Source organism: Kocuria sp. SL71 (assembly GCF_026672465.1).
Lineage (GTDB): Bacteria > Actinomycetota > Actinomycetes > Actinomycetales > Micrococcaceae > Kocuria > Kocuria palustris.
The window spans coordinates 780,792-804,027 of sequence record NZ_JAPPRE010000001.1; the positions used below are offsets into that span (position 1 = coordinate 780,792).

Annotated in this window: 18 protein-coding genes and 2 pseudogenes; 19 read left to right on the forward strand and 1 reads right to left on the reverse strand. The window is 70.9% G+C overall.

Annotation, left to right across the window (positions count from 1 at the left end; translation table 11 throughout):
• Window positions 1–93: 93 nt before the first annotated feature.
• The 8 genes from aspS to rpsD all read left to right on the forward strand — a co-directional run bounded on the left by aspS (window position 94) and on the right by rpsD (window position 10,236).
• The gene (aspS, locus tag OVA15_RS03650) at window positions 94–1,929 is read left to right on the forward strand and encodes an aspartate--tRNA ligase (RefSeq protein ID WP_268143144.1); all 1,836 of its coding nucleotides are present in this window, start codon (window positions 94–96) and stop codon (window positions 1,927–1,929) included.
• A 45-nt stretch (window positions 1,930–1,974) separates the two neighbouring features.
• Window positions 1,975–2,769: an alpha/beta hydrolase gene (locus OVA15_RS03655; RefSeq protein WP_006213296.1), complete on the forward strand. Its 795-nt coding sequence runs from the start codon at window positions 1,975–1,977 to the stop codon at window positions 2,767–2,769.
• 39 nt (window positions 2,770–2,808) lie between these two features.
• Window positions 2,809–3,285 carry a D-aminoacyl-tRNA deacylase gene (gene dtd / locus OVA15_RS03660; RefSeq protein ID WP_268143146.1) on the forward strand — a complete coding sequence of 159 codons (477 nt, stop codon included), beginning with the start codon at window positions 2,809–2,811 and terminating at the stop codon, window positions 3,283–3,285.
• Window positions 3,286–3,389: 104 nt separating this feature from the next.
• On the forward strand, window positions 3,390–4,907 hold the full coding sequence (locus OVA15_RS03665) for a replication-associated recombination protein A (RefSeq protein ID WP_268143148.1): 1,518 nt from the start codon (window positions 3,390–3,392) through the stop codon (window positions 4,905–4,907).
• 110 nt (window positions 4,908–5,017) lie between these two features.
• The gene (locus OVA15_RS03670) at window positions 5,018–6,874 is read left to right on the forward strand and encodes a glycerol-3-phosphate dehydrogenase/oxidase (RefSeq protein WP_268143150.1); all 1,857 of its coding nucleotides are present in this window, start codon (window positions 5,018–5,020) and stop codon (window positions 6,872–6,874) included.
• Window positions 6,875–6,900: 26 nt separating this feature from the next.
• Window positions 6,901–7,659: an MIP/aquaporin family protein gene (locus OVA15_RS03675; RefSeq protein WP_376123762.1), complete on the forward strand. Its 759-nt coding sequence runs from the start codon at window positions 6,901–6,903 to the stop codon at window positions 7,657–7,659.
• 46 nt (window positions 7,660–7,705) lie between these two features.
• Window positions 7,706–9,313 carry a glycerol kinase GlpK gene (gene glpK / locus OVA15_RS03680; RefSeq protein ID WP_268143155.1) on the forward strand — a complete coding sequence of 536 codons (1,608 nt, stop codon included), beginning with the start codon at window positions 7,706–7,708 and terminating at the stop codon, window positions 9,311–9,313.
• A 287-nt stretch (window positions 9,314–9,600) separates the two neighbouring features.
• Window positions 9,601–10,236, forward strand: coding sequence for a 30S ribosomal protein S4 (gene rpsD / locus OVA15_RS03685; protein WP_268143157.1), 636 nt, complete (start codon window positions 9,601–9,603; stop codon window positions 10,234–10,236).
• A 138-nt stretch (window positions 10,237–10,374) separates the two neighbouring features.
• On the opposite strand, the gene OVA15_RS03690 is transcribed toward rpsD, so the two are convergent.
• Window positions 10,375–12,177, reverse strand: coding sequence for a S8 family peptidase (locus tag OVA15_RS03690; protein WP_268143159.1), 1,803 nt, complete (start codon window positions 12,175–12,177; stop codon window positions 10,375–10,377).
• Between the two features lie 302 nt (window positions 12,178–12,479).
• Here OVA15_RS03690 and OVA15_RS03695 point away from each other — a divergent pair.
• From OVA15_RS03695 to nusB, 11 genes and pseudogenes are all read left to right on the forward strand, one after another.
• Window positions 12,480–12,818 (forward strand): annotated as a pseudogene (locus OVA15_RS03695) (DUF948 domain-containing protein); the annotation flags it as partial.
• Between the two features lie 383 nt (window positions 12,819–13,201).
• On the forward strand, window positions 13,202–13,615 hold the full coding sequence (locus tag OVA15_RS03700; protein ID WP_268143161.1) for a hypothetical protein: 414 nt from the start codon (window positions 13,202–13,204) through the stop codon (window positions 13,613–13,615).
• Between the two features lie 73 nt (window positions 13,616–13,688).
• Window positions 13,689–16,376, forward strand: a complete 2,688-nt coding sequence (alaS, locus tag OVA15_RS03705) for an alanine--tRNA ligase (RefSeq protein ID WP_206390135.1) — start codon at window positions 13,689–13,691, stop codon at window positions 16,374–16,376.
• Between the two features lie 10 nt (window positions 16,377–16,386).
• The gene (gene ruvX, locus OVA15_RS03710; protein WP_053447320.1) at window positions 16,387–16,986 is read left to right on the forward strand and encodes a Holliday junction resolvase RuvX; all 600 of its coding nucleotides are present in this window, start codon (window positions 16,387–16,389) and stop codon (window positions 16,984–16,986) included.
• The gene (mltG, locus tag OVA15_RS03715) at window positions 16,983–18,167 is read left to right on the forward strand and encodes an endolytic transglycosylase MltG (RefSeq protein WP_268143164.1); all 1,185 of its coding nucleotides are present in this window, start codon (window positions 16,983–16,985) and stop codon (window positions 18,165–18,167) included. Before ruvX ends, mltG begins: the two co-directional genes overlap by 4 nt.
• Window positions 18,164–19,054, forward strand: coding sequence for a shikimate dehydrogenase (locus tag OVA15_RS03720; protein ID WP_024290530.1), 891 nt, complete (start codon window positions 18,164–18,166; stop codon window positions 19,052–19,054). Before mltG ends, OVA15_RS03720 begins: the two co-directional genes overlap by 4 nt.
• Window positions 19,055–19,153: 99 nt before the next feature.
• A complete protein-coding gene (aroC, locus tag OVA15_RS03725) occupies window positions 19,154–20,401 on the forward strand; it encodes a chorismate synthase (RefSeq protein WP_137802368.1) in 1,248 nt (415 codons plus the stop codon).
• Complete coding sequence (locus tag OVA15_RS03730) at window positions 20,398–20,985, forward strand: shikimate kinase (protein ID WP_053447324.1); 588 nt, start codon at window positions 20,398–20,400, stop codon at window positions 20,983–20,985. Before aroC ends, OVA15_RS03730 begins: the two co-directional genes overlap by 4 nt.
• A 75-nt stretch (window positions 20,986–21,060) precedes the next feature.
• On the forward strand, window positions 21,061–22,146 hold the full coding sequence (aroB, locus tag OVA15_RS03735; RefSeq protein ID WP_006213280.1) for a 3-dehydroquinate synthase: 1,086 nt from the start codon (window positions 21,061–21,063) through the stop codon (window positions 22,144–22,146).
• Window positions 22,147–22,258: 112 nt separating this feature from the next.
• Window positions 22,259–22,822: an elongation factor P gene (efp, locus tag OVA15_RS03740; RefSeq protein ID WP_006213279.1), complete on the forward strand. Its 564-nt coding sequence runs from the start codon at window positions 22,259–22,261 to the stop codon at window positions 22,820–22,822.
• Window positions 22,819–23,226 (forward strand): annotated as a pseudogene (gene nusB, locus OVA15_RS03745) (transcription antitermination factor NusB); the annotation flags it as partial. The gene efp and the pseudogene nusB, both read left to right, overlap by 4 nt.
• Window positions 23,227–23,236: the final 10 nt, after the last annotated feature.

Below are 23,236 nucleotides of genomic sequence, written 5' to 3' on the forward strand. Positions count from 1 at the left end.
CGGGGCCGGCTGCCGCCCTCGGACACCGCAGAGGCCGTCGGCGCATCCCGCCGGAGAGGCCCCACGACGACCACGACCAGAAGGAAGTCCCACGTGCTGCGCACTCATCGACTCGGCGAGCTGAACGCCGAGCTCATCGGAGAGACCGTCACCCTGACCGGCTGGGTGGACCGTCGTCGCGACCACGGCGGCGTCGCCTTCCTGGATCTGCGCGACGCCTCCGGCGTGGCCCAGGTGGTCGTGCGCGATGAGAAGGACTTCCACCCGCTGCGCAACGAGTTCGTGCTGCAGATCCAGGGCACCGTCGAGCGCCGCCCGGAGGGCAACGAGAACCCGAACCTGCCCTCGGGCGAGATCGAGGTCATCGCCGAGACCGTCACCGTGCTCAACACCGCGGCCCCGCTGCCGTTCCAGATCGACGAGCACGTGGAGGTCGGCGAGGAGGCTCGCCTCAAGTACCGCTACCTGGACCTGCGCCGCCCGGAGCCGGCCCGCATCATGCGGCTGCGCTCGGAGGCCTCGCGCGTGGTGCGCGAGCTGCTGCACCAGCAGGACTACCTGGAGGTCGAGACGCCCACGCTGACCCGCTCCACCCCGGAGGGCGCCCGCGACTTCCTGGTGCCGGCGCGCCTGGCCCCGGGCTCCTGGTACGCCCTGCCGCAGTCGCCGCAGCTGTTCAAGCAGCTGCTGCAGGTCGGCGGTCTCGAGCGCTACTTCCAGATCGCGCGCTGCTACCGCGACGAGGACTTCCGCGCCGACCGCCAGCCCGAGTTCACGCAGCTGGACATCGAGGCCTCGTTCGTCGAGCAGGACGACGTGATCGAGCTCGGCGAGGCCATCGTCAAGGCGCTCTGGTCGCTGATCGACGTGGAGGTCCCCACCCCCATCCGCCGCATGACCTACGCCGAGGCCATGGAGAAGTACGGCTCGGACAAGCCTGATCTGCGCTTCGGCCTGGAGCTCACCGAGCTGACCGAGTACTTCAAGGACACCCCGTTCCGCGTGTTCCAGGCCCCGTACGTGGGTGCCGTGGTCATGCCCGGCGGCGCCTCCCAGCCCCGACGCACGCTGGATGCCTGGCAGGAGTGGGCCAAGCAGCGCGGTGCCAAGGGCCTGGCCTACATCCTCTACAAGGAGGACGGCGAGTTCTCGGGTCCGGTGGCCAAGAACATCACCGACGAGGAGAAGGCCGGCCTGGCCCAGGCCACCGGCGCGCAGCCCGGCGACTGCATCTTCTTCGCCGCGGGCGAGGCCAAGCCCTCTCGCGCCCTGCTGGGTGCTGCGCGCGTGGAGATCGGGCACCGCACCGGGCTGATCGACCCGAACGACTGGGCCTTCGTGTGGGTCGTCGACGCCCCCATGTTCGAGCCGGCCTCCGACGCCGTGGCCTCCGGCGACGTCGCCGTGGGCTGCGGGGCGTGGACCGCCGTGCACCACGCGTTCACCTCCCCGCGCCCGGAGTACCTGGACACGTTCGACGAGAACCCCGGCGAGGCCCTGGCCTACGCCTACGACATCGTGCTCAACGGCACCGAGCTCGGCGGCGGCTCGATCCGCATCCACCAGCGCGACGTCCAGGACCGGGTCTTCCGCGTCATGGGGCTGTCCGAGGAGGAGGCCCAGGAGAAGTTCGGCTTCCTGCTGGACGCCTTCTCCTTCGGCGCGCCCCCTCACGGCGGCATCGCCCTGGGCTGGGACCGCGTGATCGCCCTGCTGGCAGGAGCGGACTCCATCCGCGAGGTCATCGCCTTCCCCAAGACCGGCAACGGCTACGACCCGCTGACGGCCGCGCCCGCGCCCATCACCGCGCAGCAGCGCAAGGAGGCGGGCGTGGACGCCAAGCCCGAGCCGCAGGCGAAGAAGGCGGCCGCTGCGGAGGACGTCCGCGAGGATCAGGGCGAGCAGCCCTCGGCGCCGACCGAGGGCTGAGCGGGTCCGCCCGCCGCGCCAGGACCACCACGACAGGAGCCGAGCATGGCCCAGCAGGACATCATCCTGATCCACGGCACGTGGGGCAGCGGCGAAGGCTGGGGCCCGTTCGCCGATGAGCTGCGCGGGCTCGGGCTGCGCGTGCACACGCCCACGCTGCGCCACCACGGCACGCCGCAGACCCACGACGTGTGGGATCTGGCGCAGAAGGTGCGGGCGCTGAGCCTCACCGACTACGTCGATGACCTGCAGCGCGAGGTCGAGCAGATGGAGACCGCCCCGATCATCCTGGGCCACTCGCTCGGCGGGCTGCTCGCGCAGCTGCTGGCTGCCCGGGTGCCGAACGCCGGTGTCGTGCTGCTGTCCCCGGCGCCCAGCCGGGGCATGTTCGCGCTCTACCCGTCGATGCTGCGGCTGTGGGGGCCCCATGCGTTCACCTGGCTGCTCAGCCGACCCATGTGGCCGGTGTCGCTGGAGACCTTCGACAGGCGGATCGCCAACGTCCATGACCGTCAGGACAATGCGCAGCGTCATCGCGCGCATTGCGCAGAGTCGGGACGGGCCTACCGGGAGATGAGCCTGTGGTTCCTCGATCGGGCGCGCGCCTCGGCAGTGGATCCGGCGGATATCCAGAGCCCCGTGCTGGTGGTGGGCGGCACGGAGGACCGCTGCGTGGCCCCGGGCATCGCCAAGGCGACCGCGCGCCGGCTGGGCGACGGCGCGCAGCTGCGCATGATGCGCGGTGCCGATCACGAGATGGCCTCCGGCGAGCACATGCCCGAGACCGTCCGCCTGATCGAGCAGTGGGCCCGGGAGCACCGCCTGGTGCCCAGCAGCTGAGATCGCGGGCGGGCGCAGGATCGTGATGGACTGGGCGTCATGCGAGTCATCCTGCAGCGAGCGCGCGGCGCCTCCGTCACGGTTCCCGGTCCCGACGGCCCCCGGACGGTCGGGTCCTTCGTCGGCCCTGGCTTGGTGGCCCTCGTGGGCGTGACCCACGGCGACGACGCCGAGACGGCCGCCGCCCTGGCCGAGAAGACGGCCGGTCTGCGGATCATGTCCGATCACGAGCGCAGCGAGATCTCCTGCGCGGATCTGGGCGCTCCGGTGCTGGTGGTCAGCCAGTTCACGCTCTACGGCGACGTCCGCAAGGGCCGGCGTCCGTCGTGGTCCCAGGCGGCCCCGGGCGAGGCCTCGGAGCCGATCGTCGAGGCGTACGCGCAGCGGCTGCGCGAGCTCGGGCTCGAGGTCCCCACCGGCGAGTTCGGGGCGGACATGCAGGTCAGCCTGGTCAATGACGGCCCCGTGACCCTGATCCTGGACTCAGAGCAGCTCGGCCGGCCGCGGCGCGGCTGAGGGGTCTTCCTCCGCGGGCCCCGTCGGCCGTGATCGCGCTGCGAGCCCATGGGCGCGATGGCCGTCGCGCCTGCGGTGTCGGAGGCCGTCCCTAGCCTGAGAGGGTGACGAGCCAGACAGACACCTCGCTGTTCGATCTCGAGCCGGAGCCGGACCCCGATCCGGACCCGGAGTCCGTCGCCGCGCCTTCGCAGAGCCGCGGGGCCGCCAGCTCGCGAGCAGGAGGGCGCCGCTCGCCGTCTCCGCTGGCGGTGCGCATGCGCCCGCGCACCCTGGACGAGGTCGTGGGCCAGAAGCACCTGCTGCGCCCCGGCTCGCCGCTGCGCGTGCTGGCCGGCGAGGACACCGGCCCGGCCGGACCCAGCTCGATCATGCTGTGGGGACCGCCCGGCACCGGCAAGACCACGATCGCCCACGTCATCGCCCGCGGGCCGCACCGCAAATTCGTGGAGCTGTCGGCCATCACCGCCGGCGTGAAGGACGTCCGCCGGGTCATGGACCAGGCGCTCAAGGACCGGGACCTGCACGGGCGCACCACCGTGCTGTTCCTGGACGAGATCCACCGCTTCACCAAGGCCCAGCAGGATGCCCTGCTGCCCGGCGTGGAGCGGGGCTGGGTCGTGCTGGTTGCCGCGACCACCGAGAACCCGTCCTTCTCGGTGATCTCCCCGCTGCTGTCCCGGTCGCTGCTGCTGACCCTGCAGCCGCTGGAGCGGCAGGACATCGGGGAGCTGATCGACCGCGCGGTGGACGATCCGCGCGGTCTCGACGGCGCGGTCACCCTGCAGCCGCGGGCGCGCGAGCACCTGCTCGAGCTGTGCGGAGGGGACGCACGCAAGGCCCTGACGGGGCTGGAGGCGGCTGCGGCCGTCGCGCTGTCCGAGGCGGCCGCGCGGTACTCCGAGCAGCCCGCCGCAGCCGAGGACGACGGCGAGCCGGAGACGGAGGAGGCCGATCCGGAGACGCCCGAGGCCAGTGGAGTCCCGGAGGTGACCGTCGAGCACACCGCGGAGGCCATGGACCGGGCAGCGCTGCGCTACGACCGCGACGGCGATCAGCACTATGACGTCATCTCGGCCTTCATCAAGTCGATCCGCGGCTCGGACGTCGATGCCTCGCTGCACTACCTGGCCCGGATGATCGAGGCCGGGGAGGACCCCCGGTTCATCGCCCGGCGGCTGATCATCTCCGCCTCGGAGGACATCGGCACCGCAGATCCCACCGCCCTGCAGACGGCGGTGGCCGTGGCCCAGGCCGTGCAGCTGATCGGCATGCCGGAGGGGCGGATCCCGCTGGCGCAGGCCACGGTCCTGCTGGCCACCGCCCCCAAGTCGAACGCCTCCTACCTGGCGATCGACCAGGCCATCGCCGATGTCCGCGCGGGCAAGGCCGGCCCCGTGCCCCCGCACCTGCGCGACGCCCACTACCCGGGGGCGCAGTCGCTGGGTCACGGGCGCGGCTATCGGTATGCGCATGACGCCCCCAACGCCGTTGCCTCCCAGCAGTATCCGCCGGACGAGCTGGTCGGGAAGGACTACTACCTGCCGACCGGCTACGGCCACGACCGAGAGCTGCAGCAGCGCACCCGCAAGCTGCGCGGCATCATCCGCGACGGCCCCTGAGCGGCGTTGCGCACCATATGACCCCCTTGTATGACTATCGTCACTCGAGACGCCGGGTATCGGGAACCAGCCCCCGAGCCGACCGGGTGACCGGAGGAGAGGAAGAACCCATGGCGAACAGGACCTTCAGCACAGACCGCTCCGCGCTCAACCAGCGCTCGCGGGCCCGGGCGCTCGAGCAGATGGAGAACGGACCCCAGCTCGACGTCCTCGTCGTCGGCGGCGGCGTCACGGGCGCCGGCATCGCCCTGGATGCGGCCACCCGCGGTCTGCGGGTGGGGATCGTGGAGGGTCAGGACTGGGCCGGGGCCACCTCGCGCTGGTCCTCCAAGCTCGTCCACGGCGGGCTGCGCTACCTGCAGCAGCTCGACGTCAAGCTCGTCGCTGAGGCCCTGGGGGAGCGCGAGCGGCTGCTGTACACCCTGGCGCCGCACCTGGTGGAGCCCGTCCCGTTCCTGTACCCGCTGCACAGCGGCTGGGAGCGCCCGTATGTCGGCACGGGGATCGGCCTGTACGACACCCTGGCGCACCTGAACTCCAAGGTGACCTCGCTGCCCAAGCGCGAGCACCTGAGCACCGAGGAGGTGCTCGAGCAGTTCCCCGACTTCCGCGAGGACGCCTCCGTGGGCGCTTTCAAGTACTGGGACGCCAAGGTCGACGACGCCCGCCTGGTCGTCACCCTGGTGCGCACCGCCGCGGCCAATGGAGCGCTGGCGGCCAACCGCGCCGAGGTTGTCGACCTGCTGCGCGAGGACGACGAGTTCCAGGACGGGCAGAACGTCGTGGGCGCGCTGGTGCGGGACAAGGAGACCGGCCGCGAGTTCCCGGTGCGCGCCTCGACCGTCATCTCCGCCACCGGCGTGTGGACGGAGAGCCTGCAGGAGCTCAGCGGAGCGGATGCGGGACTGAAGGTGCTGGCCTCCAAGGGCATCCACATCGTGGTGCCGCGCGAGCGGATCCGCGGCGACGTCGGGCTGATCCTGCAGACGGAGAAGTCCGTGCTGTTCGTGATCCCGTGGGCGCATCACTGGATCATCGGCACCACCGACACCCCCTACGAGCAGTCCCTGGACACCCCCGCGGCCACCGGGGCGGACATCGACTACGTGATCGAGCACGCGAACCAGGTGCTCGCGGATCCGCTGACCCGCGACGACGTCATCGGCGTCTACGCCGGCCTGCGCCCGCTGCTGCAGCCGGTGACCCGCGACGGCCAGGAGACCGCCTCCACCAAGGTCTCGCGCGAGCACACGGTGATGGAGCCGGTGCCGGGGCTCGTGAGCATCGCCGGCGGCAAGCTGACCACCTACCGCATCATGGCCCAGGACGCGGTGGACCTGGCCCTGGGCGAGGAGGAGGCGCAGAAGCGCCCCTCGATCACGGACCGCACGCTGCTCCACGGCGCCGACGGCGTCTTCGGGCTGCGCGCGCGGATCCCGCTGCTGCTCGAGGAGCTGCGTGCCGGCTCCCAGGACCCGGAGATCTGGACCGAGCAGCGCCTGAACGACCTGATCGCCCGGTACGGCTCGGACCTGCATGCCGTGCTGGCGCTGATCCAGGAGGACCCGTCCCTGGAGCGGCCTCTGGAGGGCGCGCCGGTCCACCTGCGCGCCGAGATCGTCCACGCCTGCCGGGCCGAGGGCGCACTGCACCTCGAGGACCTGCTGGACACCCGCACCCGCCTCACCTATTCCGCACCCCATCACGGCGATGCCGCCGTCGATGAGATCGCGGATCTGGCCGCGGCCGAGCTCGGCTGGGACGGCCAGCGCCGCGATCGGGAGGTCGAGGCCTATCGCTCGCGCAGCGCGGCAGAGGACGCCGCGGCCCGGACCCAGGAGGATCCGGCCGCAGAGCATGCCCGCGACAGCGCCGAGCCCGTCGTGGAGGGTCTGCGCGTGCGCACTGTCCGCGACGATGACCAGCAGGGCGGGCGAGACCGCCAGGCCGATACGAACGGAGAGTGATCATGCTCAGCATCCCCGGGCAGACCATGCTGCCCCAAGCTCAGGAGGCCGCCCAGGTCGGTCTCGGCCAGGTCTTCGTCTCCGAGGTGATCGGCACCGCGGTGCTGATCCTCCTCGGCTGCGGCGTGGTGGCCAACGTGGTGCTGCCCAAAACCAAGGGCCACGACGGCGGCTGGCTCCTGATCAGCTTCGGCTGGGGATTGGGCGTGTTCGCCGGTGTCTACATGGCCTGGGCCTCGGGGGCGCACATCAATCCCGCGGTGACCCTCGGAATGCTCGTCTCGGGCGCCTCCGAGTACGCCCCGGGCGTGGCCGTCACGCCCGCCTCCACCGCCGTCTACTTCATCGCCACCACACTGGGCGCCTTCCTGGGCGCGGTGCTGGTCTGGCTGGCGCACAAGAAGCACTACGAGGCCGCCGATGACCCCGCCTCCATCCTGGGCACGTTCGCCACCTCCGCGGAGATCCGCTCCCCGTGGTGGAACGTGGTCACGGAGGTCATCGCGACCTTCGTGCTGGTCGCGGTGATCCTCGTGTTCGGCGAGACCCCCTCGCAGCTCGGTCCCCTGGCCGTGGCCATGCTCGTCGTCGGCATCGGGGCGAGCCTCGGCGGGCCCACCGGCTACGCCATCAACCCCGCCCGTGACCTCGGTCCACGCCTGGCCCATGCCGTGCTGCCCATCCGGGGCAAGGGCGGCTCGGACTGGTCCTATGCCTGGGTCCCGATCGCCGGGCCCCTGATCGGTGCAGCCCTGGCCGGGCTGCTCGTGCGCGCACTGGCCTGACCCACCCATCCCCGGTCCCGCAGGGACCCGACTCGAGGAGACGATGATGTCCCAGAGCACCAAGAAGTCCGACAGCACCAAGAAGGCAGCGTCCCAGAAGGCCTCGTCGAAGGGCGCTTCGAGCCGCAGCGCGGATTCGGAGAAGACCCACGTCATCTCGATCGACCAGGGCACCACGAGCACCCGCGCGATCGTCTACGACCAGAAGGGCCGGGCCGTCTCCTCGGCCCAGCTCGAGCACAAGCAGATCTTCCCGCGCGCCGGCTGGGTCGAGCACGACGCCAAGGAGATCTGGCGCAATGTCCGCAAGGTCGTCGGCGATGCCCTTGCCGATGCCGACATCTCCTCCGATCAGATCGCCGGCGTGGGCATCACCAATCAGCGCGAGACCACGGTGGTGTGGGAGAAGGAGACCGGCAAGCCGATCCACAACGCAATCGTCTGGCAGGACACCCGCACGCAGAAGGCCGTGGACGATCTGGCCGACAAGCACGGCGAGGAGCTGTTCCGGGAGCGCACCGGCCTGCCCCTGGCCAGCTACTTCGCCGGGCCCAAGATGGCCTGGATCCTCGATGAGGTGAAGGGCGCCCGCAAGCGCGCCGAGAAGGGCGAGCTGCTCGCGGGCACGATCGACTCGTGGCTCGTGTGGAACATGACCGGTGGCAAACCGGATTCGGTGCACATCACCGATGTCACGAACGCCTCGCGCACGCTGCTGATGAACATCGACACCCTCGACTGGAACGAGGACCTCTGCAAGAAGGTCGGCGTGCCGGTGAAGATGCTCCCGGAGATCCGCTCCTCGCTCGAGGTCTACGGCGAGGTCCGTCGCCGGGGCCTGCTGCACGGCGTGCCGATCGCGGGCATCCTGGGGGATCAGCAGGCGGCCACGTTCGGGCAGGCCGTGTTCGAGCCCGGGATGATCAAGAACACCTACGGCACGGGCAACTTCGTGCTCATGAACACCGGCACGGAGCTCACGCGCTCGGACAACGGGCTGATCACCACGGTGGCCTACCAGATGGAGGACCAGAAGCCCGTCTACGCCCTCGAGGGCTCGATCGCGGTGACCGGCTCGCTCGTGCAGTGGCTGCGCGACAACCTGGGCCTGATCTCCTCGGCCTCCGAGACCGAGAAGCTGGCCGCGGACGTCGAGGACAACGGCGGGGCGTACATCGTGCCGGCGTTCTCGGGCCTGTTCGCCCCGCATTGGCGCCCGGACGCCCGCGGCGTGATCGTGGGCCTGACCCGCTACGTGGACAAGCGCCACATCGCCCGGGCCGCTCTGGAAGCGGCGGCCTTCCAGTCGCGCGACGTGGTGCTCACCATGGACACCGACGCCGACGCTGCGCCGAAGGAGATCCGCGTGGACGGCGGCATGAGCGCCAACGACCTGCTGATGCAGTTCCAGGCCGACCTGCTGAACACCACGGTGATCCGGCCCAAGAACATCGAGACCACCGCCCTGGGCGCTGCTTACGCGGCCGGCATCACCGTCGGGTTCTGGGACGGCATCGACGACGTCGCCGCCGCCTGGGAGGAGGACAAGCGCTGGGAGCCCACCATGAAGAAGAAGGAGCGCGAGCGCCTGGCCCGCAACTGGGACAAGGCCGTGGAGCGCACCCTGGGCTGGATGGACGACGACGTCCTGTGATCTCCAGCTCCTCCTGACCTGCCGGCTCGGGCGTCCCCGTTCGGGGGCGCCCGAGCTGATAAGGTGGCACGTCGGCCGGCAAGGCCCTGCCTCGCGCACCTCGGACGTGTCCCAACCGCACGGACCCGGGAGCTCGAGCAGGTGACCTGCAGCGTGAGGGGATTGCGGCTGATCTCCAGCTCTCCGCACGGAAAGATGCCGTGACGGAGGCCGTGCCGAACAGAATGCACTGCGGATCGCAGCACTGCTGTGCCGGATCCGCAGCGCCCGCATGAAAGGGGACCATCGTGTCCAACAACGCCAATCGCGCGCGCCGCCAGGTGCGCAAGTCGCGTGCCCTCGGCATCGCGCTGACGCCGAAGGCCGAGAAGTACTTCGAGCGCCGTCCGTACGGTCCGGGCGAGCACGGCCGTGCCCGTCGCAAGCAGGATTCGGACTACAAGGTCCGCCTGCTCGAGAAGCAGCGTCTGCGCGCGCAGTACAACATCCGCGAGAAGCAGATGCACCGCGCCTACGTCGAGGCCAAGCGCCGCGAGGGCCGTACGGGTACGAACCTGCTGACCCTGCTCGAGTCCCGTCTCGATGCCCTGGTCCTGCGTGCCGGCTTCGCCCGCACCATGGCCCAGGCCCGTCAGCTCGTCGTGCACCGCCACATCATGGTCGACGGCCAGCGAGTCGATCGCCCGTCGTTCATGGTCAAGCCCGGCCAGATGATCCACGTGCACTCGCGCTCGGAGAAGATGGCTCCGTTCCAGGTCGCCGCCACCGGCGCGCACCAGGATGTCCTCCCGGACACCCCGGCCTACCTGGAGGTCGCGATCGACAAGCTGCAGGCGACCTTCACCCGCCTGCCGGAGCGCTCGGAGATCCCCGTGACCTGCGAAGAGCAGCTCGTGGTCGAGTACTACGCCCGCATGGCCTGATCCAGGCCTGCACCCGGTCGGCCGCTCTTGCGGCCGTCCGGTCGGCGGAAGGGCCCGCACCGTCCTCGGACGGTGCGGGCCCTTCGTCATGTCCGTCCCGGTCAGCCGCGCAGCGGCTCACCAGGACGGAGGCGATCTTCAGTGCTTGTGCGGCGTGCGGCTCACGGCGCTGGCGGCATTGACGATCCCGGAGCCGTAGAACCCGTTGAACTCCGCGGTGCCCTCGCACGGCGCCGTGTAGGAGGCATCGCGCCCGGGATAGGAGACCACCGGGGCGTCACAGGCCTTCTCGTGGGCGGAGAGCTCGAGCAGCTTCTCGGTGCGGTGCGGCTGCAGCTTCACCCCGCCGAGCTGGCGATCGGGCTGGCCCTGGGAGCCGATGATCAGCGCGGCGACTCCGGTGGCGTGCGGGGCGGCCATGGAGGTGCCCTGCATGTGCTCGTAGTAGGCGCACTGTCCGGCGGCGTCGCACTCGCTGACGATGAACGGGTCCGTGGACTCGCCCTTCTCATCCAGCACGCCCATCTCCCGGACCACGACGGCCGGGACGGCCGCCAGGATCATGTTCCCGGGCTGGCGCCCGCGCGGGGTGCCGTCGTAGTCGCGGAAGTACCCGCCCGGGGCGGCGACCGTGGTCTGCTCGGTGCCGTAGTTGGAGTAGTCCGCCTTGATCCCCGACGGCCCCACGGCGGAGACGCTCAGCACGCCGTCGCCCTCGGTCGGGATGTCCAGGCAGGAGTTGTCGATCGTGCGCTCACGGGCCTGGCCCTCGGGGAAGTCCGGGCTCGAGTCGTCCACCTGCGGGTTGCCCAGGTCCATGTGGGAGTTGCCCATGGCGGCGATCAGCGTCACCCCGTGGGTCTTCGCGTAGCGCAGCGCCCGGTTGGTGGCCTCGATCGTGAGCTGCTGCTGCGCCTGCTCCTCGGGGCTGTCGGCCGGGTTGGCCGTGCAGTTGAAGGCCCAGGGATCGATGTAGTAGCTCATGTTGACCACGTCCACGCCCGCGGTGGGGGCATAGGTCAGGGCCTCGAGCGTCGGCTCCAGGAAGAAGTAGCCGCTGTCCTGGCCCACGCGCAGGTTCACGATCTCTGCGCCCGGGGCCACGCCCTCGATGCCCAGACCGTTGACGGGGGAGGCGATCGTGGAGGCCACGTGGGTGCCGTGACCGCCCTCGTCCACGGTGCTGCCGTCCTCGCAGGAGCCGTCGGGATCCTCGGCGCAGGCGCCGTCGATCTCCGGGATGTCGGTGGTGAAGTTGCGGGAGAGGCCCGTGTTGAGGTTGGGGGCGATGTCCGGGTGCGTGCCGTCCACTCCGGTGTCCATGACGCCGACCCGCACGCCCTTGCCGGTCTGGGTGCGGTGGGCCTGGTCGGCATCGATCATGTCGAGGTTCCACTGCCGGCTGCGCAGGGGGTCATCGGCGGTCGTGGGCTCGGGGCGCTTCTTCGCCTGTCCCGGCGGCACCCGTCGGTTCTTGGGGTCGGCCTTCACCGCCGGGCGGTCGGCACGGGCGCGCTCGACATCGTCCGTGTCCTTGCGCCGCTGCTGCGCCTGGGCATCCGGGGTGTAGCCGATGACTTGGTCGTCCATGGTGCCGGCGATGGCGGCGGAGGATTCCAGGCGCTCGTCCAGATCTGAGGGGCCATTGACCGTGAACAGGCCGATCGCGTCATTGCGCTCGGCGACCTCGCCGCCGGCGGCTTCGATCGCTGCGACGGCCTGAGCGGCGCTGACGCCCTCTGCGGCGAGCACGAGCTGGCGCTGCTCGCCCGTCTCGGCGGCGGGTGCGGCGTAGGCGGGCAGCAGCCCGCCGGAGGACGTCAGGGCCATGGCCGAGGTGGCGATGAGTGCCGCGACGGTGCGGGAGCGACGGCGGCTGCGGACGGGCGTCGGCGTCTGGGCGCCGCCGCGCGGCGCGCGGGAGGGTGTGGTGCGGTGCATGGATTCCCCTTGATCCGAGAGCTGAACACCGGTTCTCCGGTGTGGTGCCGCTCACAGTACACACTTGTATGCGCTGGTCACGGAGGGGGCGGCGCGTCATCGGACGGAAGGGTGCTGGGGCGTGTCTTCAGCGGACGCCACGAAGTCCTCATCACAGCTGGCCGCGACGATCGTGACCTTTTGGTTACAGTTGGACCCGCACTGCACGCCCTGCCGCCGACTTCCGTCCGTCGTCGGGACGTGCGGCCCAGGGCAGGTTCTCCCGATCTCTGCCGCCGCCGAGCAAGGAGCACTCCAATCACATGACCGGAGGAGACATCGCCGGGCTCATCGCCGCCGGCGTGTTCGCAGTGCTCGTCGCTCTGCTGGCGGTCCCGATCGTCAAGCTGGGCCGCGTCTTCGATGAGCTGCGGATCCTGATCCGCGACCTCAACGACGAGACCGAGCCGCTGCTCGAGGAGGTCACGCGCACGGTCGCCACGACCAACTCGCAGCTCGAGAAGGTCGATGTCATCACCGACAGCGTCTCGGACGCCTCGGCGAGCATGTCGGCCATGACCTCCCTGGTGGCCTCGACGGTGGGCCAGCCCATCATCAAGACGGCCGCGTTCTCCTCCGGGGTGCGCCGGGCCTTCAGCGGCGATGCCGTGCGGGCCCGTCGTGAGGAGCGCCGCAGGGCCCGCGAGGCCGAGCATGCCGCCCGCCCGGGTGCCGCCGAGGACCTGGATCGCACCGAGACGGCACCGACCGATCACGCCGGCTCCTTCCCGCGCGACGAGCAGTCCGTGCCGAGACGCACGGCCCCCGCTCATGGGATGCCCGTGAGCGAGCAGGGCGGCGCCTGGTGGGAGGGCACGGAGTGGGATACGGATTCGCCCTCCGACAGCCCCGAGACGGGCGCCTCATCCGCGCAGCGGCCTCAGGGTGAGAGCATGTCCGGGGAGTCCGTCGAGCGCAGCTCAGCACGGCGCGATCCCGACCAGGCCGACCAGCCCGAGCGCCGAGACGCGGAAGGACCCCACGCATGAGCGCATTGACCAGGCTCGCCGTTCTGGCGGCCGGCGCCGCCGTGGGCGTAGGCGCCGGTCGGGCCGTCGGCAGCGACCGCGGTCGTCGGGCGCTCGCCCAGGCTGTCGAGCGCGGGCGCGGCGCCGTCGAGCCGGCGGATCAGGGCCTCGAGGTGCCCGTGCGGGAGAACCGGCTGGGCACACGCGTGCTGCGCGTAGTCCAGGACATCCGCGCGGGCATGGACCAGGCCGAGACCGAGCTGCGGGATCAGCTCGGCGGCTCCGGTGCAGGAAGCCGCCGCGAGGCTGCGGCGGAGCGGCTAAGCGGGCGCGCTGCAGCTGAGCTCCAGCCCGGGCCCCGGGCAGACGAGCAGACGATCATCGAGCACGACGACCACGCGACTGTCGAGAGCTCCCGCGGCGGGTCCTGATCCGCGACGCACGGATCGGCTCCTGCCGATTCCCCCACAGACCGACACGATTCCAGAGGACCAAGAGGACGACATGCTGACCCACGAGATCACCGAGCGCTGGCTGAGCTTCTTCGAGAAGAAGGGACACACGGTCGTGCCGTCGGCGTCCCTGGTCTCGACCGCGCCCGGTTCGATGTTCACCATCGCGGGCATGGTCCCCTTCATCCCGTACTTCCTGGGCCAGGAGCAGGCGCCGTACGACCGCGCGACCTCCGTCCAGAAGTGCATCCGCACGCTCGACATCGACGAGGTGGGCAAGACCGCCCGCCACGGCACGTTCTTCCAGATGGCGGGCAACTTCTCCTTCGGCGACTACTTCAAGGAGAAGGCCATCCCGTTCGCCTGGGAGCTGCTGACCAGCTCCGTGGAGGACGGCGGCTTCGGGCTGGATCCCGAGCGGCTGTGGATCACGATCTACGAGCACGACGAGGAGTCCTACGCGCTGTGGCGCGAGACCGTGGGCGTGCCGGATGAGCGCATCCAGCGCATGCCCAAGGAGGAGAACTTCTGGGACACCGGCCAGCCGGGCCCGGCCGGTCCCGACTCCGAGATCTTCTACGACCGCGGCCCCCGCTACGGCAAGGAGGGCGGCCCCGCCGCGGATGACGACCGCTACATCGAGATCTGGAACCTCGTGTTCATGCAGTACCAGCGCGGCGAGGGCAGCGGCAAGGACTACGAGATCCTGGGGGAACTGCCCAAGAAGAACATCGACACCGGCATGGGCGTCGAGCGCATGGCCATGCTGCTGCAGGGCGTGGAGAACTTCTACGAGACCGACCAGGTCCGTCCCGTCCTGGACGCCGCCGAGAAGCTCTCCGGCCGCAAGTACCGCGGCTCCGAGAACCCCGGGGACGAGGGCTACGAGGACGACGTCCGCATGCGCGTGGTCGCCGATCACGTGCGCTCCTCGCTGATGCTCATCGGCGACGGCGTGGTGCCCGGCAACGAGGGCCGCGGCTACATCCTGCGCCGCCTGCTGCGCCGCGCGATCCGCGCCATGCGCCTGCTGGGCGTGACCGAGCCCTGCCTGCCGACTCTGCTGCCGGCCTCCTCCGAGGTCATGGGCAAGGTCTACCCGGTGGTCAAGGACGACTTCGAGCGCATCTCCCGGATCGCCTACGCCGAGGAGAAGGCGTTCCTGAAGACGATCGAGTCCGGCACGGCTCGCCTGGACCAGGCGGTCTCCGCGGCCAAGGCCCAGGGCGGGTCGGTCGGCGGTGCCGATGTCTTCGCCCTGCACGACACCTACGGCTTCCCGATCGACCTGACCCTCGAGATGGCCGCCGAGGCCGGTGTCGCGGTCGACGAGACGGCCTTCCGCTCCCTGATGGAGGAGCAGCGCCAGCGCGCTCGCGCGGATGCCAAGGCCAAGAAGGGCGGCTTCGAGGACCTCTCGGTGCTGCGCGCCCTGCAGGAGCAGCGCGGCTCGATCTTCACCGGCTACGACGAGTTCTCCACCGCGACCACGATCCGCGCCCTGCTCGTGGACGGGCAGACGGCTCCGGCCGCCTCCGAGGGCCAGGAGGTCGAGGTCGTGCTCGAGACGACCCCGTTCTACGCCGAGTCCGGCGGCCAGGCCGCAGATACGGGCACGATCTCCGGCGACGGCTTCGTGATCCGGGTCGCGGACGTCCAGCAGCCCGTCAAGGGCCTGTCGGTCCACCGCGGCAAGGTCGTCTCCGGCGAGGTCGCCGTGGGCTCCGAGGTCACGGCCGCGATCGACGTCCGCCGCCGCCGCGACGGAGAGATGGCGCACTCGGCCACGCACATCGTCCACGCGGCGCTGCACGAGGTGCTCAGCCCCGAGGCTGTCCAGCGCGGCTCCTTCAACAAGGAGGGCTACCTGCGCTTCGACTTCAGCTGGGGCGAGGGCCTGACCACGGCGCAGAAGCAGGAGGTCGAGGGCCTGGCCAACGCCGTGATCCACGACGACCACGAGGTCCTCACCCGCGAGATGCCGCTCGACGAGGCCCGCGCCCTGGGCGCCATGAGCCTGTTCGGCGAGAAGTACGGCGACGTCGTGCGCGTGGTCGAGATGAACGGCGAGTGGTCGCGCGAGCTGTGCGGCGGCACGCACGTCGATGACACCGCGCAGATCGGCTCGCTGTCGCTGATCTCGGAGGGCTCCGTGGGCTCGGGCAACCGGCGCGTGGAGGCCCTGGTGGGCCTGGACTCGTTCAACCACCTGGCCGCCGAGCGCACGCTCGTCAGCCAGCTGACCGACATGCTCAAGGTGCAGTCCTCGCAGGAGCTGCCCGAGCGCCTCCAGTCGACCCTGGACAAGCTCAAGGAGACGGAGCGCCAGCTCGGCGAGCTGCGCCGCGAGAAGCTGCAGGCCCAGGCGGGCTCGCTGCTGGATCAGGCACAGCAGATCGGCTCGCTGACGGTGCTGGCTCATGACATGGGCGAGGTCTCCGGAGCGGACGACCTGCGTGCACTGGCCCTGGACCTGCGCGGGCGCCTGAATGATCGTGCCGCCGTCGTGGCCGTGACCGGTGCCTCCAACGGGCGTCCGCTCGTGCTCGTGGCCACCACCGAGGCCGCCCGCGCGGCCGGAGCCAAGGCCGGGGCGCTCGTGCGCACCGCCGCAGGCGTGCTCGGCGGCGGCGGAGGCGGCAAGGACGACCTCGCCCAGGGCGGCGGCCAGGACCCCGCCCGCACCGGGGCTGCGCTCGAGGCCATCCAGGCCGAGCTGCGCACCGGAGCAGGGGCCTGAGGCCTTGGCCGTGTCCTCCGAACAGCTCAGCGCGCAGGCGCCGACGGCCATCCGGCCGGGTCGGCGCCTGGGCGTCGACGTCGGCACCGTGCGCGTGGGCGTGGCCCTGTCCGACCCCGAGAGCATCCTGGCCACCCCGCTGACCACGCTCGAGCGGGACCGCCGCAAGGGCTTCGACATCAAGCTCGCGGCCAACCTGGTCCACGAGCACGAGGTCGTCGAGGTCGTCGTCGGGCTGCCGCTGGCCATGTCCGGCAGGCACACCGACTCCACGCGCGCGGCGATCGTCTGGGCCCAGGGGCTGCAGCGGCGCCTGGCGGCCAAAGGCTGGTCGGTGCCCGTGCGCATGCTCGACGAGCGCTGGAGCTCCACCGAATCCCATCGCGCCCTGCTCCAAGCGGGCGTGTCCCGACGCGAGCATCGGGACAAGGTGGACCGCCAGGCGGCGGTCACCATCCTCGAGGCCGCACTGTCCATGATCCATCGTTCCGGCGGGCTGGCCGGAGTGGAGGTTCCCCCCGCTGACGGAGCCGACGCCGGCTCCGGAGCACACCAGACCACGGTCGCCTCCGCGGAGACGACCGCCCATCCGGAGGGAGACCTGTCGTGAGCGACCAGGACCCGCGCACTGACGCGCACACCGAGGACTCGGCCGGCACCAGCGGGGGGCCGCGGCGCGAATCGCGCGAGATCTCGGGTGCCTTCGAGGCCGAGAACCGCTCGCCCGACGAGCTGCGCCGCCTGACCAAGAAGCACAACATGTCCCTGATCGGGGCCATCGCCTTGTTCACGGTGGCCGTGGTGCTGACCGTGACCGTGCTGGGCACCACCTTCGGATGGTTCGAGCGCCACGACTACCGCGGCGAGGGCGATGACCCGGTGACCTTCACCGTCCAGGAGGGCGCGACCGTCGACCAGGTCGCCGTCGCGCTCGAGGAGGAGGACATCGTCGCCGACGGCGAGCGCTTCATGGAGGTGTTCAACGAGGGCCATGCGGGCGACTTCGTGCAGCCGGGGGAGTACGAGCTCAATCGCCAGATGAGCTCGGATGCCGCCGTCTCGAGGCTGATGCAGGAGGAGGAGGCGACCGACTACGCCGCCGTCCCGCGCACGGTCCGCATGGACGAGACGTTCCTGATCCTCTCCGAGTCCACCGGGCACTCGGTGCAGGACTTCGAGGACGCAGCCGAGGATCCCACGCAGTACGGCATCTCGGATGAGTTCCCCACGATCGAGGGCTACCTGCACCCGGGCGAGTACCGCTTCCCGCTGGATGCCACCCCGGAGGAGATCCTCCAGGAGATGGTCGACTCCACGAACAGCGCGCTCGAGGACGCAGGCGTGGCCGAGGAGGACGAGTTCGAGATCCTCACCGTGGCCTCGATCGTCGAGTTCGAGGGCGTGCCGGACATCTACGACGACGTCGCGGGAGCGATCTACAACCGCCTGGACAACCCGGACGCCGGAACCGGCGGGCTCATCCAGTCGGACGCCTCGGTGGCCTACGGCCTGGGCGAGACGACCGTCCACATCTCCGAGGAGGAGAAGAAGGACAAGTCGAACGAGTACAACACGTACGCCAATCCGGGCCTGCCCGTGGGCCCGATCGGCTCGCCGAGCACCGAGGCCATCGACGCGGCGGCCAACCCGGCGGAGAACGACTACTACTACTGGGTCACGGTCAACCTCGACACCGGCGAGACGAAGTTCGCCTCCACGCTCGAGGAGCACGCGGAGAACGTCGACGAGTACCAGCAGTGGTGCTCCGAGAACGAGGACAAGTGCCAGTGAGCACTGCCCACGCGGGGGTGGCCGGCCATCCGATCGGCCACTCCCTGTCGCCTCGGCTGCACGAGGCCGCCTACCGGGTGCTGGGGGAGGCGATCGACTACCGGGCCTACGACCTCGAGGAAGGCGAGCTCACCGGGCAGATCGCGCTGCTGCGTCAGGATCCGGCCTGGCAGGGGATGTCGGTGACCATGCCCCTGAAGTCGGAGGCCGCCGAGCTGGCCGACGAGCTGAGCGATCAGGCGGCGGCCGTCGGCACGGTCAACACGCTGCGCCCGCGCTCCGACGGCTCCCTGCTGGGGCACAACTCGGACGTCGCCGGGATCGCTGCGTCGCTGCGGGCGGCCGGCGCGGTTCCGGAGGGTGCGCGGGCCTCGGTGCTCGGCGGCGGCGGGACGGCCACGGCGGCCCTGGCCGCCCTGCAGCAGCTGGGTGCCGAGGAGATCGAGCTGTGGGTCCGCTCGCCGCAGCGCGCCGGGCGCGCGGTCGAGGCCGCTGAGCGCCTCGGGCTGCCGCTGCGGATCCGGGACTGGGATGCCGCGGCGGAGCATCTGGCCGGATCGGATCTGGTGGTCTCGACCCTGCCGCCGCACGGCGCCGATGACTTGGCCGCGCAGCTGGCCTCGGTGCCCGGGCGCAGCACCGGTGGAACCCTGCTGGATGCCGCCTACGACCCCTGGCCCTCGGCGCTGGCGCGGGGTTGGCAGCGGGCAGGGGGCACGGTGGTCCCCGGGCTGGATATGCTCGTGCTGCAGGCACTGGATCAGATCCGGCTGTTCACCGGTCGCTCGATCGATCAGACCCTGCCCCAGGAGCACGCGGTGATCCGCGCCCTGTGCACCGCCGCCGGGCGGCCCGAGCTGGCCGAGGCGGTCCTGCGCAGCTCCTGATCCCCTTCGGGGCACGGGCTGCGCTCGGCACGAAGGCAGAGGAATCACCCACATGCTCCCGCGACCGCGCGAGGAGCCCAGGACGAAGAGAGGCTGAACATGCTGCGCTGGCTGAGTGCTGGTGAGTCCCACGGAGAGGCCCTCGTGGGCATCATCGAGGGCGTTCCCGCCGGGGTCAGCCTGACCTCGGCCGACATCCAGGCCGCGCTGGCCCGACGCCGCCTCGGCTACGGCCGCGGCGCGCGCATGAAGTTCGAGCAGGACCGCGTGCGGCTGCTGGGCGGCGTGCGCCACGGCCTGACCCAGGGCGGTCCGGTGGCGATCGAGATCGCCAACACCGAGTGGCCCAAGTGGGAGACGGTCATGTCCGCCGATCCCGTGGACCCTGCGCTGCTCGAGGGCCGCGCCCGCAATGCCGCGCTCACCCGCCCGCGTCCCGGCCACGCCGACTTCACCGGCATGCAGAAGTACGGCCACGACGAGGCCCGTCCGGTGCTCGAGCGCGCCTCTGCCCGGGAGACCGCCACGCGCGTGGCCCTGGGCGCCGTGGCCGCTGCGATCCTCGAGGCCCTGGGGGTCGGCCTGGTCTCGCACACGACCGCTGTGGGCGGCGTCGAATCCCCGATCGACGCGGCGCGCCCGGTGCCCGGCGACGTCGAGGCCCTGGACGCCGATCCGCTGCGCTGCCACGACGCCGAGACCTCGGCGAAGATGGTCGAAGCAGTCGACGCCGCGCACAAGGACGGCGAGACCCTCGGCGGCGTCGTCGAGGTCCTGGCCTACGGACTGGCTCCGGGACTGGGCTCCTACGTGCACTGGGACCGCCGCCTGGACTCGCGCCTGGCCGGTGCGCTGATGGGCATCCAGGCGATCAAGGGCGTGGAGGTCGGCGACGGCTTCCTCACCGCCGCGCGTCCTGGCACGCAGGCCCACGACGAGATCATGATCGGCGATGACGGCCGCGTGCACCGCGTCTCCAACCGCGCGGGCGGCATCGAGGGCGGCATGTCCATCGGAGACGTTCTGCGCGTTCGGGCTGCCATGAAGCCCATCGCGACCGTCCCCAAGGCGCTGCGCACCGTGGACATCGCCACGCGCGATGCCTCCCGGGCCCACCACCAGCGCTCGGACGTCTGCGCCGTGCCGGCCGCCGGCGTGGTGGCCGAGGCCATGGTCGCGCTCGTGCTCGCGGAGGCCGCGCTCGAGAAGTTCGGCGGCGACTCGATCGCCGAGACCGTGCGCAACAAGGACGCCTACCTGGCCGCGATCCCGGAGGCGCTGCGCTCGAGCGGCGAGCTCGGCGCGTTCGAGGGCACGGAGGGGCCTGCGCCGGAGCGCAACGCGTGAGCCGACGTCGTCCTCCCGCGGCCCCGGATCCGCAGGCGGATCTGGGGCCCTCCCAGGGCCCGATCGTGCTGATCGGGCCCATGGCCGCGGGCAAATCGCACCTGGCCAAGTACATGGCCCGGCGCTACGGCTACGGCTACGCCGACTCGGACTCGCTGATCGTGCAGCGCCACGGGCAGATCCCGCAGCTGTTCGAGGCCCGGGGCGAGGACGAGTTCCGCAGGATCGAGGCGGAGACCATCGCCGAGCTGCTGGAGGACGAGTCGCTGGACGACTCGATCCTCTCGCTGGGCGGCGGCGCTCCCATGACGGCCTCGGTCGAGGCCCTGCTGCAGCACCAGATGGTCGCCTACCTGGAGATCGACGAGCGCTCCGTGCGCCGCCGGCTGCGTCGGGCGGGCAACCGCCCCATGCTCAAGGGAGACCCCGTGCAGCGCTGGCGCGATCTGATGACGCAGCGCCGGGACACCTACGAGGCCCTGGCGGACATCCGCCTGGACGCCAGCGGCAACCGCCCGATCTCCAGGATCGCCGAGGAACTGCACGAGGAGATCCAGGCCCTGCGCCGCCAGGCCGCCGGCTGAGACCATCGAGACAGACCACCGCACGAACCGCTCGTGACGCGCCTCGTCGCGCGGAGTGCACAGCGAAGGAGAGCCATGACCACCACACGCATCCCCGTGACCGGCTCGCGCCCCGAGGACGAGTACGAGGTCCTCGTGGGCAGAGGCCTGATGGGCCACCTGGCCGAGATCCTGGGCAGCCGAGTCCAGAAGGTGCTCGTCATCCACCCGCAGGCCCTCGAGGCCAACGGCCAGGTGGTCGTCGAGCAGCTGCAGGGGGAGGGCTACCAGGCCTTCCAGGCCGTGATCCCGGATGCCGAGGAGGGCAAGCGCCTGGAGGTCGCGGGCTTCTGCTGGCAGGCTCTGGGCCAGGCCGACTTCACCCGCACCGACGCCATCGTCTCGGTCGGGGGCGGAGCGGTGAGCGATCTGGCCGGCTTCGTGGCCGCGACCTGGCTGCGCGGCATCCGCGTGGTGCACGTGCCCACGACCTTCCTGGGCATGGTCGATGCCGCGGTGGGCGGCAAGACCGGGATCAACACCTCCGAGGGCAAGAACCTCGTGGGCTCGTTCCATCCGCCGGCCGGCGTGCTGTGCGACCTCGACGTGCTGTCCACCCTGCCGCGCAACGAGCTGCTCACGGGCATGGCCGAGACGGTCAAGTGCGGGTTCATCGCCGATGAGCGGATCCTCGAGCTGATCGAGCAGCAGCTGGAGGAGGCCACCGACCCGGCCTCACCCGTGCTGCGCGAGCTCGTGGAGCGCACCATCCGGGTCAAGGCGGGCGTCGTCTCCGGGGACCTGCGGGAGGCGGGGGAGCGCGAGATGCTCAACTACGGCCACACCCTGGGGCATGCGATCGAGCAGAACGAGCGCTACCAGTGGCGCCACGGCGCCGCCGTCTCGGTCGGCATGATGTTCGCCGCTGAGCTGGGCCGCACCAACGGCACGCTCTCGGACGAGGTCGTGGAGCGCCACCGCAGCATCCTGGAGTCCCTGGGGCTGCCGGTCGCCTACCGCTTCGACCAGTGGCCCAAGCTGCTGGAGGTCATGAAGCGGGACAAGAAGACCCGCGGCGGCCTGCTGCGCTTCGTGGTGCTGGACGGCATCGCCCGTCCCCGCATCATGGAGGTGCCCGACCCGTCGATCCTCTACGCGGTGTACCAGGAGGTCGCGGTCTGAGGCCCCCGACAGGCGCCGCCCCCGGGATCGCGGCGGCGCCCGCCTTGCTAGAGTGTCCTGCGATCCGCACCCGTCCGCGCTTTTCGGACGCCCCGGCGACGAGAGAGAGAGCATGGCCACCTCGAACGACATCAAGAACGGCACCGTCCTGAAGATCGACGGCAATCTCTGGAGCGTCATCGAGTTCCAGCACGTCAAGCCGGGCAAGGGCGGCGCCTTCGTGCGCACCAAGATGCGCAACATCACCTCCGGCAAGGTCGTCGACAAGACCTTCAACGCCGGCGCCAAGGTTGAGACCGCCACGGTCGACCGCTCCGAGTACCAGTACCTGTACAAGGACGGCGAGGACTTCGTCTTCATGGACAACGACACCTTCGACCAGGTGACCATCCCGGCCGCCGTGGTGGGAGATGCCGAGAACTTCATGCTCGAGGCCTCCAACGCCACCATCGCGTTCAACGAGGGCACCCCGCTGTACATCGAGCTGCCCCCGTCGGTCGTGCTCGAGATCACCGAGTCGGCCCCTGGTCTGCAGGGCGACCGCTCGACCGGCGGCACCAAGCCCGCCACCGTCGAGACCGGCTACCAGATCCAGGTCCCGCTGTTCGTCGAGGAGGGCACGCGCGTCAAGGTCGACACCCGCACGGGCGACTACCTCGGCCGCGTCTCCGAATGAGCGCACGCGGAAGGGCCCGCACCAGGGCTGTCGAGGTCCTCTTCGAGGCCGAGCAGCGCGACGAGCCCGCGCTCGAGGTCATGAGCCGGCGCCGCGCCCACGACGACAAGCAGCTCGGCGCCTACACGGAGGAGATCATCCGCGGGGTGCTGCTGCGCCGCCAGGAGATCGACGAGGCCGTGCAGACCTGGTCTCGCGGCTGGACGCTGGAGCGGATGCCCGCCGTGGACCGCACGCTGCTGCGCGTGGGGGCCTGGGAGCTGCTCTACAACGACGACGTCCCGGACGCCGTCGCCGTGGCCGAGGCCGTGGGGCTGGCCCGCGAGCTGTCGACCGACGACTCCCCGAACTTCGTCAACGGCCTGCTCGGGCGCCTGCAGAAGATCAAGCCCACTCTGCTGGCCGCCCAGCAGG

Excerpts from the sequence above, each read along its gene's own strand:
- OVA15_RS03690 (WP_268143159.1), bottom strand. The coding sequence starts at position 12,177 with ATGCACCGCACCACACCCTCCCGCGCGCCGCGCGGCGGCGCCCAGACG.
- OVA15_RS03675 (WP_376123762.1), top strand. The coding sequence starts at position 6,901 with ATGCTGCCCCAAGCTCAGGAGGCCGCCCAGGTCGGTCTCGGCCAGGTC.
- aroC (WP_137802368.1), top strand. The coding sequence starts at position 19,154 with ATGCTGCGCTGGCTGAGTGCTGGTGAGTCCCACGGAGAGGCCCTCGTG.
- aroB (WP_006213280.1), top strand. The coding sequence starts at position 21,061 with ATGACCACCACACGCATCCCCGTGACCGGCTCGCGCCCCGAGGACGAG.
- OVA15_RS03655 (WP_006213296.1), top strand. The coding sequence starts at position 1,975 with ATGGCCCAGCAGGACATCATCCTGATCCACGGCACGTGGGGCAGCGGC.
- dtd (WP_268143146.1), top strand. The coding sequence starts at position 2,809 with ATGCGAGTCATCCTGCAGCGAGCGCGCGGCGCCTCCGTCACGGTTCCC.
- efp (WP_006213279.1), top strand. The coding sequence starts at position 22,259 with ATGGCCACCTCGAACGACATCAAGAACGGCACCGTCCTGAAGATCGAC.
- glpK (WP_268143155.1), top strand. The coding sequence starts at position 7,706 with ATGTCCCAGAGCACCAAGAAGTCCGACAGCACCAAGAAGGCAGCGTCC.
- OVA15_RS03700 (WP_268143161.1), top strand. The coding sequence starts at position 13,202 with ATGAGCGCATTGACCAGGCTCGCCGTTCTGGCGGCCGGCGCCGCCGTG.
- alaS (WP_206390135.1), top strand. The coding sequence starts at position 13,689 with ATGCTGACCCACGAGATCACCGAGCGCTGGCTGAGCTTCTTCGAGAAG.
- OVA15_RS03670 (WP_268143150.1), top strand. The coding sequence starts at position 5,018 with ATGGCGAACAGGACCTTCAGCACAGACCGCTCCGCGCTCAACCAGCGC.